The sequence below is a fragment of the Roseibium sediminicola genome, assembly GCF_023156505.1.
Taxonomy (GTDB): Bacteria; Pseudomonadota; Alphaproteobacteria; order Rhizobiales; family Stappiaceae; genus Roseibium; species Roseibium sediminicola.
In genome coordinates, this window is sequence record NZ_JALNMJ010000010.1 from 211,612 (window position 1) to 225,361 (window position 13,750).

Here is a 13,750-nt window from a genome sequence, read left to right on the forward strand (position 1 = left end):
CGGTCACTTCACCGGGCGCAGGGGCGGCAACCGGCTTTCGAAGATCGAGGATTTCACGATCGACGTGTGTGTCTCGGCGCGTTCGTGGAACGGCAGCAGGATGTCGTCCAGTTCGGCCACGTCGGCAATTGCCAGGCGCGTGACATAACAATCGTCCCCTGTGACCCTGTCACAGGACAGGAACCGGGGCTGTTCCTCGATCATCCGTTCGACGGCATGAAGTTGCCCACTGCGCGGCTTGATCCGCACCAGCGCCTGGATCGTGTAGCCGAGCGCGCGCAAGTTGATCTTCGCGCCGAAGCCGGCGATATAGCCCTGTTCCCGTAAATTGCGCAGTCGCTCCCCGACAGCAGGACCGGACAGACCGACCTGCTTGCCGATGTCCGCAAGACTCATACGTCCGTCAGCCTCGAGTACCTCGATGATCTCGCAATCCGTCTGATCCAGCGGTTTCGACATGAAAGTATCCTTGGTCCGACAGCACTGATGTGAAGGCGTATTGCCTGAAATGCAATGGCGATCGTTGGGACAAAAGCCTAGTCGGCCCCTAAAATCCTGTCAAACAAACACAGGAGATTTCCATGGACATTCAACGCATTGCAGCCTTCAGTCTGGGTGCTTCGGGCGGCAACCCCGCCGGGGTCGTTCTCTTGCAGGAAGCCACTGATGAAAAGGACATGGCGCGCGTCGCCGCCGAGGTCGGCTATTCGGAGACCGCCTTTGCCGTTCCTCGGGACGACACCGGCAAGGCCTGGCGCGTCCGCTATTTCTCGCCCGAATCCGAGGTCCCGTTCTGCGGCCACGCCACGATCGCGCTTGGCGCGGCACTTGGACAGCACAGCGGCCCCGGCACGTTTGCCCTGACCCTCAACAACGCCTCAATCACTGTCGACACCAGAAAAACACCTGACGGCATGCTCACGACGCTCCAGTCCCCGCCGACGCACAGCCGGGCCATTTCGCTGGAAGAGCGTCTGGATGTGCTCGCCCTGTTTGGGCTCACGGAAGAGGATCTCGATCCGCGGCTGGCTCCGGCGCGCATTCATGGCGGCGCGGATCATATCTTGCTGCCCCTGAAGGAACGCGCGGCGCTCGCCGCCATGACCTATGATCTCGACCAGGGCCGCGCCGTCATGCGCAGGCACGGACTTGTTACCGTCATGCTGGTCTTCATCGAAGCGGATCAAAGTTTCGTCGCCCGCAACGCCTTTGCCTCCGGCGGCGTGCTCGAGGACCCGGCAACCGGTGCGGCAGCAGCGGCCTTCGCCGGCTACTTGCGGGATGCCGGCTGGCCCCATGGCGGCGCCTTCACGATCCGCCAGGGCGAGGATATGGGCAGCCCCTCGCTCATCAAGGTGGAACTGACCGGCACAAAGGGCGCGCCAGTTCTTGTATCGGGCGGAACCCGCGCAATCGGCTGACAACCGGTCCGAAGGAAACAACAAAACGCCGGAGCAGGAGGCGGCCAGCCGGCTCCTGCTCCGGCGTTCCTTTCTGAACTTTCCTGCTGATGCGGAATTCAGGCGAGATCCGTCTATTTCCTGCTTCCGCCACTGTCTTTTTGAGAGCGCAGACACGCCCGATCAGGATATCTTCCCGCCTGACACCGTTTTGGTGATAGAAAATGGCGGTGGAGTACTGACCACGACAAGGCCCGGCACCCGTATCATCCGGCGAAAACCCGCCGGGTACGGAATCATGACCAAGCTGACAAGACCGTCTTTTTCAGGCCAATACGCCGAATGCTCTTTGCCGGCCGGAGGGTTGGCCGACATCACCGGTTTCGGGGATCATCTGAATGCCCCCAGCACCTCCTTGTGCCCGTGCAGTACAATTTCCCTGCCTGACCTTAGGGTCTGTGGACAATTAGGTTTTGGTCTTGGCGCTTGCCGGATTTCGGTCTTCGAGCAGAAGGAAAGTTCGCTGTGGTGCTGCCCACCACAAGAATTTTCCGACGCACGCGAAACCGAAATCCGCTGCGTCCCCCCAGATATCGGGAATGGGGGATTTGAATGCAAATGGCTCATTTCGGCGTCGCAAAGGCTTGAAAGGGCTGACCCTTCCTGCGCCTTTGCTTCTTGAACTCGAGCCATTTGCATTCAAACCAAGACCAAATCCTAATTGTCCACAGACCCTAGAACCTTGGAAACACAATGACGCGATTTTCAGCCTGGAGTGTCTTCAAGAACGGCCTGACCGGCCAGAAGGGATGGAGCCGGCAATGGCGCGATCCCGAGCCGAAGCCCCATTACGACGTCGTCATTGTCGGTGGCGGGCTGCACGGGCTGGCAACGGCCTATTACCTGGCCGCCAACCACGGCGTGAAGAACATTGCCGTTCTGGAAAAAGGCTGGCTCGGCGGCGGCAATGCCGGCCGCAACACCACCATCGTGCGCTCGAATTACTTCCGTCCCGGAAACCGGGAATTCTACGAGCATTCCCTGAAACTCTGGGAAAATCTCAGCCATGAGCTGAACTACAATGTCATGTTCAGCCAGCGCTCCCACATTTCCCTGCTGCACAGCCCCGGCGCAATCGATGCGGCGGCCCGCAACTACAACATCCTGCGCCGGACCGGAACGCCGGACGCGGAAATCTGGGACCTGGCGACGCTGAAACGCGCGGTCCCGCACCTGAACTATTCCCCGACATCGCGCTTTCCGATCATGGGCGCCGCCGTTCAAAAACGCGCCGGCACGGCCCGGCACGACGCGGTTGCCTGGGGTTATGCCAGGGGCGCCGACAAGCACGGCGTCGATATTCTCCAGCAATGCGAAGTTCAGGGCATCACCCGTGAAGGCGACAGCGTGAGCGCGGTGGAAACCTCCCGCGGCACGATCCGAGCCGGCAAGGTTGCGTTTGCGGTCGCCGGCAACACCTCCAGGCTCTGGACCATGGCCGGGCTCGGCAAACTGCCGATCGAGTCCCACAAGCTGCAGGCTTTTGTCTCAGAACCCTTGAAACCCCTGCTCGACCAGGTCGTGGTCTTCGGCATCGGCGGCGCTCATTTCTACATCTCGCAATCTGACAAGGGCGGCATGGTCTTTGGCGGCGATCTGGACTGGTACAAGTCCTATGCCCAGCGCGGCAACCTGCCCATCGTTCAGGACACGGCCGAAGCCGCCATGTCGATCCTGCCGTGCCTTGGCCGGGTGAAGCTGTTGCGCCACTGGTCCGGCCTCGTCGACATGTCGATGGACGGCACGCATTTCCTCTGCAAGACGCCGCTCTCCAATCTCTACCTGAACGCCGGCTGGAACTACGGCGGCTTCAAGGCGACCCCGGCCTCCGGCTGGTATTTCGCCGACCTGATCGCCAATGACCGCCCACACGAGAAGATCCGCAATTTCGACCTGAAACGCTTCGAGCGCGGCCTCCAGATCGACGAACGGGGCGCGGGCCCCGATCCGAAGCTGCACGGATAGGGAAAGCAGAAATGATCCGAATTAATTGCCCCTTCTGCGGCACGCGCGACCACAGCGAGTTCAGCTATGGCGGTGACGGCTCGATCGACTATCCGGCCCTCGACGCAACGAAGGAAGCCTGGCACGACGCGGTGTTCATGAGAGACAACATCTGCGGCGTGCAGCTCGAAACCTGGCACCATGTCCATGGCTGCCGCATGTGGCTCAAGATCGAGCGCGACACGCTCACCCACGAAATTCATTCCGTCCGGCCGGCCCATCCGGGCCTGGCGGCGGCGCTCTCCTCCGAACAGGAGGCAGGTCAATGACGGCTCGGCGTTTGGACACGGGCGGCCGCATTGACCGTACCCGGCAGATCGACTTCCGATGGGACGGCAAGACGCTGACCGGCTTTGCCGGTGACACGCTCGCCTCCGCCCTGATGGCGAATGGCGAAAGCGTTCTCGGTCGCAGCTTCAAATATCACCGGCCGCGCGGGATCATGTCCGCCGGTGTCGAGGAATCCGGGGCCATCGTCACGGTCGGGGAAGGCGCACGCCGGGAGCCGAACGTCAAGGCGACGATGCAGGAGCTCTACGAGGGCCTGAGCGCCTCGGGCCAGAACGCCTGGCCGAATGTGCGTTTCGATCTTGGCGCGGTAAACGGTCTCTTCAGCCGCTTCTTTGCCGCCGGTTTCTACTACAAGACCTTCATGGGGCTGCCGCCGTTCGAATGGGGCCATGGCACCGGCCTCTGGATGCAGTATGAGAAACTGATCCGCAAGGCCGCCGGCATGGGCACCGCTTCGCGCGAAGCCGATCCGGACACTTACGATCATGCCCACGGCTTTTGCGACTTGCTGGTGGTCGGATCCGGCCCGGCTGGTCTCAATGCGGCGCTGACCGCCGCCAAGGCCGGGCGCGACGTGCTCCTGGTCGAACAGGATTTCGAGCTTGGCGGCGTCTACCTGAACGACCCGGAAGCCGAACAGCAGCGCCTCGATCTGGTCGAGGCTGTCCGCGCCGCCGGTGTCCGGATCATGACCCGCACCACCGCATTCGGCCTTTACGACGACGGCACCGCCGGTCTTCTTGAGAAAGTCACCGACCACCTCTCCCGCCCCGACCCTCACCTGCCGCGCCAGCGTTTCTGGACCGTCCGGGCCGGCGCAACCGTCCTGGCGACCGGCGCCCTGGAACGCTCCATCGCCTTTGATAACAATGACCGGCCCGGCGTCATGACGGCGGCGTCCGCCCAGGCCTATCTCAACCGTTTCGGCGTCCAGCCCGGCGAGCGGATCGTGATCGCCACAAACAATGACAGCGTCTACGGCACAGCGGCCGAACTCGCCCAAGCCGGCGCAGAAGTCACGGTTGCCGATTACCGCAGGGAGCCATCCTCGGAAACACCAACAGGTGTCACGGTCCGCACCGGAATGGCACCGCTCAGCGCCATTGGAAAATCCGGACTGCAGGGCATCGAGCTTGCCCGCGAAGCCGGTACCAGCTGGCAGAAGGCGGAACGGCTCGACTGCGACCTGCTGCTGGTCTCCGGCGGCTGGTCACCGGTGGTGAACCTTTCCTCTCACCGCGGCGCCAAGCCGGTTTGGGACGCCAAAGAGGCCTGTTTCCTGCCCGGAGAGACAAGTGAGCCGATTTTCCATGCGGGGTCTTCCGCCGGCATCTGGACACGGGAGGCCTGCGAAGCCTCCGGTATTGCGGCCGCCAAAAAGGCCATGGGCCAGGCGGCGGATACCCTTGCCCCCGGTGGCTGGACGACGCCGATCACCCCGCTCTACGAGGTCCGTCTTCCGAACCGGCAGTCCAAGGCCTTTGTCGATTTCCAGCATGATGTGACCGGCGACGATGTCCGCCTCGCCCAGCAGGAAGGCTTTGTCTCGGTCGAGCACCTGAAGCGTTACACCACGCTTGGCATGGCGACCGACCAGGGCAAGATGGGCAATGTCATCGGCCTTGCCCTGATGGCCGAAGCGCTCGGCAAGGACATTCCCGATGTCGGCACCACCCGCTTCCGTCCGCCCTATACGCCGGTCGCGATCAGCGCGCTGTCGGGCCGCAACGTCGCCCGCCACTTCAAGCCCCTGCGCCGGACACCGCTGCACGACTGGAACCTGCGCTACGGCGCGACCATGACCGAAGCAGGCCTCTGGCACCGGCCCTGGTATTTCGCACGGCAAGGCGAAACCATTGCCGAGGCCTATGTGCGCGAGGCCGCGACCGTCCGTGAGACCGTCGGCATCTGCGATGTCAGTTCGCTCGGCAAGATCGCGGTGCAGGGCCCCGATGCGGCCGAATTTCTCAACCGGGTCTACACCAATGGCTTTGCCAAGCTGCCCGTCGGCAAGGCCCGTTACGGCATCATGCTGCGCGACGATGGCATGGTGATGGATGACGGCACCACCTGGCGGCTCGGCGAGACCGAATTCCTGACCACGACCACAACGGCCCAGGCTGGCAAGGTGATGGTCTGGTTCGACGAATTGCTGCAGACCCGCTGGCCCGATCTGAAGGTCCATGTCAGTTCTGTCTCGGACCAATGGGCGGGCGTTTCCATCGCGGGGCCGAAATCCCGCGAGACGATCGCCGCCTGTCTTGAGACGGGCGAGGACATTTCCAACGAGGCCCTGCCCTTCATGGGCGTTGCCCGGGTGCGGCTCAAAGGCGGCATCGACGCCCTGATTGCCCGGATCAGTTTCTCGGGGGAACGCGCCTACGAGCTTTATGTGCCGGCGGCATCCGGCGAAGCCATGATGGATCTCCTGTGGCCCACGGCGGAGGCCCTTGGCGGGTGCCTTTATGGCATGGAAGCGCTTGGCACGCTGCGGATCGAGAAGGGTCATGTCACCGGTGTCGAACTGGACGGCCGTGTCACGATCGACGATGCCGGCCTCGGCAAAATGGCCTCGACCAAGAAGCCCTTCATCGGCAGCGCCTTGCGCCAGCGGCCGGAGCTCCTCAGGGAAGACCGCCCGCAGCTGGTCGGCATCTTCCCGAAGGACCGGAGCCAAAGGTTCAACGGCGGTTCGATCCTGTGCCGGCCCGGAGACCCCGAAGGGTTTGGCGATGGCTGGATCACGGCGGTCACCCACTCGCCCGCCCTCGGCCACTGGATCGGCCTCGGCTACATTGCCGGCGGCGTCGATGCCTGGCAGGGCACAGCCGTCCTTGCGAACGATCCGACCCGGTCCGGCGATGTCGAAGTGGAAATCGTGTCGCCCCATATGGTCGACCCGCAAGGAGTGAGAATGCATGGCTGAGTTGATGTCCGCCCTGAAAGGCCATCTGACCCCGGGCCGTTATGGTCTGGAAGGCACCGCCGGCGTAACCCTGTCCGAGGTTCATCCCTTCTCGCTGACGCAGATCGCCGCCTGGCCGGACAGCCTTCAGGCCGTCGGTCTGGAAGCTACCCTCCTTGCCGGCTGCGACGCTGCCCCCACACCGGGTCAGGCGGCCCTTGGCCCCAACGGCACCCTGCTCCGGGTGGAACCGCTGAAATGGTGGCTGATCGGCCGGGACACGCCTCCCGACCTGCCGTCTCTCCCCGCGGAGACCGGTGCCGTCCTCGACCTGTCGTCGTCCAGAACCTGGATCAGGCTCGGCGGAGCCAACGCAGCCGATCTCCTGAACCGCTTTCTGCCGCTCAACCTCTCCGCGACGGCCTTCCCTGCCGGCTCCAGCGCCTCGACCGCCTTCCACCATATCGGCGTCACGCTCTGGCGAGACGAGGACGGCTTCAATCTCCTGCTCCCGCGCAGCTTCGCGGCATCGCTCTGGGAGATGCTGACGGAGAGCGCCGCGCAGTTTGGCACCGAGGTGGTTTAAGCGGGCATGGCGAGCGCCTTCCCTTCTGAAGGAACTCGATTGACCGTTGCCAGCTATTTCCCAAGATAGACCGTTACCGAAACGCGGCTCACTGGGCCTACCGCATAAAATGTCCCGGTGCCCGCTACGGCAGTCGGCCCGCCGACATCATCAACGACGACAAGTCCACGTCGGGCATCATCGGAAACGGCGGCGGCGTCGACAGCCTGTATTTCGGCGAGAAGCTGCACAACATCGTCCTGGATCCTCAGGGAGACGATCTCTACATCTACTCGAAGAATGACGTGAACGACGACGGCATCGTCACCGACTACATCATCATCGAGGATCACTTCTCCAATCCCGACAATACGCTGGAAAAACTCCATTTCCAGAACGATACCGGCGGGTGGTCGTGGCAGGATCTGAACCAGGATCTGGCGGACTATCTCCATTACCCCGACGCGGTCCTCTGACAGCGCCGTTCTTTGCCGCCCGGCAGAAAATTCCGCACAACTGCTTTAAAAGCCGTCACCTGGTCCGCGGATTTCCTGAATGAATTGAACGGAATGAGATTTTCTTCCCGCCTTGGTTGAAATCCGCCTCAGGAGCACAACCATGCCACCCATCCTCCCTGCCGGGGTCAATCACTGGGTGCCCCCCGGCAAGCCAGCCGGACAGGACACGACAGGCCTTCAGGACCAGCGCACAAACGCGCCGGCGGCACAGCCGCCGGCCGCCGATGCGGCACCGGTCACGCAGCCGACCACCGTTGCCTCGAAAACAACCGACCCTGCGACGGAAGCGAAAGCCGCGGCCAGCACCCGGGCGGCGCTGGCCGCCCAGGAGGAGGCACAGGGACGACCGAAAGACGAGGAACCGGCCTGGCTACAAACAGCCCGCCAGACCATCTCCAAGTATCTTTGGGACGACCGGATGAAACACCCCGACAATCCGGTAGCCTCCTATCCACCCGGCACGGATCCCGCATCCATTCCCTATTTCACCGATCCGGCATACGCCGCCGATTTTTCCGCCAACATCTATTCCGACGGCTCGATCTACATCGTCACCTCGCACAGGGTCTTTGGCTGGGATATCGTGCAAAACGGTCTGTCCGACACCCGCCAGGTCCTGGACGGAACCGAGGCCGGCTTCCAGCGCTATGTGAGCAATTTCGAAGAAACGCAATCGGCAAACGCGGAGGCCAGACAGGCGGCCGCCCCGTCGCGGCAAAACGCCTTGGCGGCGGACCGATACGAGCTCTATTTCCTTGACGACACCAAAGGCGCCGCCCTTCTTGAAAAGGATGGCGAGACCGTTGGCATTGTCTATGAGGACGGCAGGTTGAATGTCATCGACGCGTTCAGCGACAAGGCCCAGGAGCTGCAGACCTCCGCCAACTGGCGGGATGTCGCCACCCAGGCAGCAGAGCGCTTCGGTGCGAAGATCACCTTGGCCCCGGCCTTCGCAGACGCCGGAACACCCGTTTGGGAGCATGCCTGACGGAAAGGTCGGGCACACCGCAGACAGGCCCCCGCCGGCAATCTCTCCCATCCGGACGATCTCCAGCACGCGGGGGCCGACATCGCCGCGCGTTCCGCCTTGAAGGTCATGAAGCTGGCGGAGAGACCTGGCGCCGCGTTGCCGATCAACTCCGCGGCAGGTGGCCCAAACTCGCCGATCTCATGAACGACAGCGAACACGATGTCCTGGCCTACATGGCCTTCCCCCGCCAGCACCGCACAAAACTTCACAGCACGAACCCCATCGAACGGCTGAACAAGGAAGTCAAACGCCGGGCCGATGTCGTGGGCATCTTTCCAAACGAGGAATCCATCATGCGCCTGATCGGCGCCGTCTTGTTCGAACAGAACGACGAATGGCAAACTGCGAGCCGCTATATGATGGTCGAAGCCTTTGCCGAAATCGACGCACAGGAGACCGATCCCATCCTCTCAATCTCAAACAAGGCAGCCTGATTATGACCTCAGGCCATCCGGAAAATTACACCACATTGACGGACGTGACCCTCAAAACAACTTCCATCCTGTGTCATTGACCTTTTGGATTATTCCGTCCTGCTTCAAATGTTGGATTGTGGTGTTGGCTGATTGGATCAGCCTTTTTCCCTTTTCGTTGTCACGGCAAACGAAAGTCACTTTCGACATCGCCAGAGGCGCCGACTGATCAAACTCGGGTCTTTCAAAACCATTTTCGTCGGCCGATAGAAACATGTCCGGCATCCATCCGATGATGGCGTCCACTCGCCCCAGAGCCAGCATCCTCAATTTGGCTTCCTGGGTACTAACTTTGAACGTTCTCACATTCAGCCGGCGCAGTTCCTCTTCTAGGTTGCTACCGGCCAGGATCGCAACAGACTTGCCGCTCAGCGACTTCAGGCCGGATAGCCTTTGGTCACCGCGTCGAGTGAACACAAATTGTTGCGTCAAAAGAACCTGACCGCTCTCAAGGAGGGGATCTGTATCTGTGTCGAAACTGCTCAGAAGGTTCTTATCCATGCCAAACAAGCAGTCGGCGCTGCCATTTGACATCGCGACGAGGGCTCTTTTGAGCGGCACCGCCGTATAGGAATATTTCCCGTCTCCCGCCCCTAGTATGGTTCGTGCGAGTTTCGGATATAAACCTGTTCCGTCGGCGGACTGCAGACCGACACCGAGTATCGGTGCAACGATCTTGATTTCATCGCTCGTCGCAACTGGCGAGAACGCCCCGATGCCAATGAGAACAGCGAGGGCTCTTACGACATTTCTCATCATTTCGAAGTTATGGCTTGCCTCTCAGGCAACGCGCACCGATTTCATCTCGATTTTTGTCATTGCTGAATCGGCGCTCATGTTGAATGAGTGAGAAATAGTAGTTGATTGTGTCTTTTTGAGGCCTCCCAAAAAAAACGAAAGTATTGGTAAATAAATACACTCATACGCACAAATACCAGGACACATAGTTATTGCTTGCAGGAGAAGACAATTTATCCAACCCAAGGCTTTGCTCCTCGGCATGCCGCCGCGGCTAAAGACACGAATGAGTCCCGCGGCCAAGCCCGCTACGAATGTGAACCTTTAGCCATCACTTCAGATGAATTCAGTATAGTGGTTTGCAGGCAGGAAGACGTAAGTGACTTGTGGGTGATCGGCAGGCTGCTGTTCTGGTATTTGATTGAATGAAGCATGATGTTTGCAACACAGGATTTATTGGCTAGCTGGGTTTCAAAAACAGCCTGCAGCAGGCACGTCTTATTAAAGACAGATCTTTAGTGCGACGTGCTGCCAAAGCTCCTTGCTTGGCTCATCCGACACCGCGATTCCTTCAAAGCGTCTGATTTTGTGAAGCAATCCGTTTTCGAATTTTTTATTTTTCTCCCCTAGAGTAACTTGCGATTTTTATCGTAAGATCAGCTGGATAGTGACCAGAATGCCATTTGGAAAGGCACTCTCTCTCTTTAAGAACGCCAGAGACCGAACGAGTCTTCGCCAGCAAATTACATTTCTGGCTGTCAGCTTTTGTATTCTTTCCGCTTCCGCTGCCACAATCGGTGCCTACGTAGTTGCGAGGAATGAAAGCCTTCGCGAGAGCCGTTGGGATTTGACGCTGATAGCGCGCAATCTGACACAGCGACTGGACCAAACCGTATTCGAGCGCCACAGGGAAATAGGCAGCGTCTCCAACAGAGTGGTGATGCGGTCCAAATGGACCACCGACACCGCCACTGTCCGCGCGACGCTAGATCAGTTGCAAAACAGTGTTTCACAATACGCTTGGATCGGTTTCATCGCTCCCGACGGAACAGTTCTTGCCGCCACGGAGGGGCTTCTTGAAGGCACTTCAGTTTCCGGAAGGGCCTGGTTCGTCAACGCCTTAGAGGCTTCACCCTCAACCATGGTGGACGAGTTTCCAACCAAGCTTGGCAACCACTCTCCACACATACCAACCAAAACGCCCTTGAACCGATTTGTCGTAACAGCATCTCCCATTAGAAGCGACGATGGCGAAGTAATCGGCGTGCTGGGGGCTCGATTGAACTGGTCTTGGGCGAAACATGCGTTGCATGAGGTGCTTGAAGGCAACACAGGCGAGGATGCCCTGGAGCTGCTTGTTTTCGACAAAAACAACATGTTCCTGTTTGGCAGTGTCCCTGGTGGGGCGCCTCGCTTTGACAGCAGTGATACCAACATGCTGACAGCGGTTGTTGCGACTGCCGGCCAGAGTGACTTTCCAGGACTGGGCTGGAAAGTGGTGGCACGCCAACCCCGGTCCGTCGTTTCAGTTACTTTGACAGGCTTGTTGTTTCACATTTTTCTTGTTGGACTTGGTGTGAGCTTACTCGCTGCGCTATTCGCCTGGCTGATTTCACGCTCCGTATCACGCCCCCTGATCGGTCTGATTGAAGCGCTTGACGGCATTGGCCGTGCAGATGGCGACAACAACGTGGCGCGCCAGCACGGCTCCCGAGAGATTCTGCAATTGTCCGCGTCCATTCGGTCCTTGTTGCGCCGCATCGACAGCGCCGAAGAGGTCCAGCGGGATTCCACGAGCAAGTTCCAGCAAATGCAAGGCCTGATCAGCAAGCAGCTCAGAATGAGCGAAGAACGCAACAGACAGCTGGGCGCCGATATTGTGAACCTGAAAACCCTGGCGGAGCTTGACCCTCTATCGGGCCTACAGAATAGACGCGCTTTTCAGCCTTTCGCGGAAGATGCTTGGGCGGCTTTCAGACGCCATAAACGGGCTTACAGCATCCTGATGATTGATGCGGACTACTTCAAAATGGTGAATGATCGTTTCGGCCACCGAGCAGGCGATGATGTTATTCGGCAGATCGGCAGGGTTATATCGGGAGAAGTTCGCGCGACGGACAAGGCTGCAAGATATGGGGGAGAAGAATTTATTGTTCTGCTCAGGGAGAATGACGCCGGCGGCGCCCTGGTGCTGGCAGAACGGATTCGAAAGAGGGTCGAGGACCTGTCGATACCATTCGCCGGAGAGGAGATTTCGATTACCGTCAGCATCGGTGTGGCGCAAGTCTTGGCAGAAGACCGCGATTTCGAAGACACCATAGCGCGCGCAGACCGGGCCCTCTACAGTGCCAAGTCCTCGGGACGTAACCAGGTCAGCATCGACGACCCTGTTAGCAAAATTCAATCCGCGTAATTATTTGTCCAAAACAGTTTTCGCGGCTGTGAACCGCCCCGGGTTTACCGGAGAGTAAAACTCTCACAGGATACCCGTTATGGATCAGAAGACAGTTCCCCCGAGATATACAGCTGAGTTCCGCGAACGTGGCGTTCGGCTTTTTCGAGACCACCGCAACGACTATGACAGCGACAACGCCGCCTATCGTGCCATAGCGTCGAAGCTCGGTTGCTCCAAGGACAGTCTGCGTGCGTGGTGTGTCCAGGCGGCGCGTGATGCAGGAGAACGAGCAGGCCCGACGAGCGAGGACAAGGCGCGGATCAAGGCTCTTGAGCGGGAGAACCGGGAGCTTCGCCAGGCCAACGAGATCCTGAAGAAGGCGTCTGCTTATTTTGCCCAAGCGGAGCTCGACCGCCCGTTCCGCAAATGATCGCGTTCATCGAAGAGTACCGTGAAGCCTTTGGGGTCGAGCCGATCTGCCGCGTTTTGCCGATCGCCTCATCGAGCTACTATTCGCATGCCGCTGCTGCCCGTGATCCGGATCTGGCTTCGGCCCGCGCGAAGACGGATGCCGCAGATGCCCAGGAGATCCTGCGCGTCCATGAGATGAGCAAGGGGCGCTACGGAGCCCGCAAGATTTGGCGTCAACTGCACCGCGAGGGCTGGGACATTGCCCGCTGCACCGTGGAGCGCTTGATGAAGGGGCTTGGCTTGCAAGGCGTCACGCGTGGCAAGAAAAAGACAACAACACCGGATCCGGCCACGCCTTGTCCACTGGACAAGGTCAACCGGAACTTCACGGCCACAGCCCCGAACCAGCTCTGGGTTTCGGATTTCACCTATTGTTCGACATGGCGGGGAATGGTCTATGTGGCCTTCGTCATCGACGTCTTTGCCCGCAAAATCGTTGGCTGGCGGGTCTCCACCTCCATGTCCACAAGCTTTGTGCTCGATGCCTTGAACCAGGCCATCTGCCAAAGGCGCCAGAACCAGGCCGGTGGGCTGATCCATCACTCCGACCGGGGCAGCCAATATCTGTCGATCCGCTACTCGGAACGGCTGGCGGAGACCGGCATCGACGCGTCGGTCGGAAGCGTTGGCGACAGCTATGACAACGCTCTGGCCGAAAACATCATCGGTCTGTTCAAGACGGAAGTCATCAACCTGTTCGGCCCATGGAAATCAGCGGGCCAGATCGAATGGGAGACCCTGAAATGGGTCTCTTGGTACAACACCGAGCGGCTCCACAGCGCAATCGGATACTCAACCCCATGCGAAGCCGAGGAGGCCTTCTTTCGAAACCTAAGCGCCCTTGATAAGGTTGCCTAATCTTTGAAACAAAATCTCTCCGGTAAACCCGGGGCAGTTCAG

12 protein-coding genes, 1 pseudogene and 1 other annotated feature are annotated in these 13,750 nt (G+C 59.9%); of the genes and pseudogenes, 11 read left to right on the forward strand and 2 right to left on the reverse strand.

Annotated features, from left to right (window positions below; all coding sequences use genetic code 11):
• Positions 1 to 3: 3 nt before the first annotated feature.
• Positions 4 to 459: an Lrp/AsnC family transcriptional regulator gene (locus M0H32_RS15940; RefSeq protein WP_248155747.1), complete on the reverse strand. Its 456-nt coding sequence runs from the start codon at positions 457 to 459 to the stop codon at positions 4 to 6.
• Positions 460 to 581: 122 nt separating this feature from the next.
• Here M0H32_RS15940 and M0H32_RS15945 point away from each other — a divergent pair, with 122 nt between their 5' ends.
• The 9 genes and pseudogenes from M0H32_RS15945 to M0H32_RS15985 all read left to right on the forward strand — a co-directional run.
• The gene (locus M0H32_RS15945) at positions 582 to 1,421 is read left to right on the forward strand and encodes a PhzF family phenazine biosynthesis protein (RefSeq protein ID WP_248155749.1); all 840 of its coding nucleotides are present in this window, start codon (positions 582 to 584) and stop codon (positions 1,419 to 1,421) included.
• Positions 1,390 to 2,082, forward strand: coding sequence for a hypothetical protein (locus M0H32_RS15950; protein ID WP_248155751.1), 693 nt, complete (start codon positions 1,390 to 1,392; stop codon positions 2,080 to 2,082). Before M0H32_RS15945 ends, M0H32_RS15950 begins: the two co-directional genes overlap by 32 nt.
• Positions 2,083 to 2,153: 71 nt before the next feature.
• Positions 2,154 to 3,425: a sarcosine oxidase subunit beta family protein gene (locus M0H32_RS15955; RefSeq protein WP_248155753.1), complete on the forward strand. Its 1,272-nt coding sequence runs from the start codon at positions 2,154 to 2,156 to the stop codon at positions 3,423 to 3,425.
• 11 nt (positions 3,426 to 3,436) lie between these two features.
• Positions 3,437 to 3,733 carry a sarcosine oxidase subunit delta gene (locus M0H32_RS15960; protein ID WP_248155755.1) on the forward strand — a complete coding sequence of 99 codons (297 nt, stop codon included), beginning with the start codon at positions 3,437 to 3,439 and terminating at the stop codon, positions 3,731 to 3,733.
• On the forward strand, positions 3,730 to 6,681 hold the full coding sequence (locus M0H32_RS15965) for a sarcosine oxidase subunit alpha family protein (RefSeq protein ID WP_248155757.1): 2,952 nt from the start codon (positions 3,730 to 3,732) through the stop codon (positions 6,679 to 6,681). The genes M0H32_RS15960 and M0H32_RS15965 overlap by 4 nt, the downstream gene beginning before the upstream one ends.
• Complete coding sequence (locus M0H32_RS15970) at positions 6,674 to 7,246, forward strand: sarcosine oxidase subunit gamma (RefSeq protein ID WP_248155759.1); 573 nt, start codon at positions 6,674 to 6,676, stop codon at positions 7,244 to 7,246. Before M0H32_RS15965 ends, M0H32_RS15970 begins: the two co-directional genes overlap by 8 nt.
• A 284-nt stretch (positions 7,247 to 7,530) precedes the next feature.
• Positions 7,531 to 7,701, forward strand: a complete 171-nt coding sequence (locus M0H32_RS15975; protein WP_248155761.1) for a hypothetical protein — start codon at positions 7,531 to 7,533, stop codon at positions 7,699 to 7,701.
• Between the two features lie 142 nt (positions 7,702 to 7,843).
• On the forward strand, positions 7,844 to 8,731 hold the full coding sequence (locus M0H32_RS15980; RefSeq protein ID WP_248155763.1) for a hypothetical protein: 888 nt from the start codon (positions 7,844 to 7,846) through the stop codon (positions 8,729 to 8,731).
• 89 nt (positions 8,732 to 8,820) lie between these two features.
• Positions 8,821 to 9,207, forward strand: a pseudogene (locus M0H32_RS15985) (transposase); the annotation flags it as partial.
• Between the two features lie 51 nt (positions 9,208 to 9,258).
• On the opposite strand, the gene M0H32_RS15990 reads toward M0H32_RS15985, so the two are convergent.
• Positions 9,259 to 10,005 (reverse strand): substrate-binding periplasmic protein, encoded by a 747-nt coding sequence (locus M0H32_RS15990; protein ID WP_248155765.1) that lies wholly within the window; start codon positions 10,003 to 10,005, stop codon positions 9,259 to 9,261.
• 655 nt (positions 10,006 to 10,660) lie between these two features.
• On the opposite strand from M0H32_RS15990, the gene M0H32_RS15995 reads away from it, so the two are divergent.
• Positions 10,661 to 12,397 (forward strand): sensor domain-containing diguanylate cyclase, encoded by a 1,737-nt coding sequence (locus M0H32_RS15995; RefSeq protein ID WP_248155767.1) that lies wholly within the window; start codon positions 10,661 to 10,663, stop codon positions 12,395 to 12,397.
• A 79-nt stretch (positions 12,398 to 12,476) separates the two neighbouring features.
• Positions 12,477 to 13,708 (forward strand): IS3 family transposase gene (locus M0H32_RS16000; RefSeq protein ID WP_248155769.1). Its coding sequence is split into 2 segments (ribosomal slippage): positions 12,477 to 12,771 and positions 12,771 to 13,708, totalling 1,233 coding nucleotides; the frame shifts between segments, so codons are not numbered across the junction.
• Positions 12,764 to 12,880 (forward strand) — a sequence feature (AL1L pseudoknot). It overlaps the preceding gene by 117 nt.
• Positions 13,709 to 13,750 lie beyond the last annotated feature (42 nt).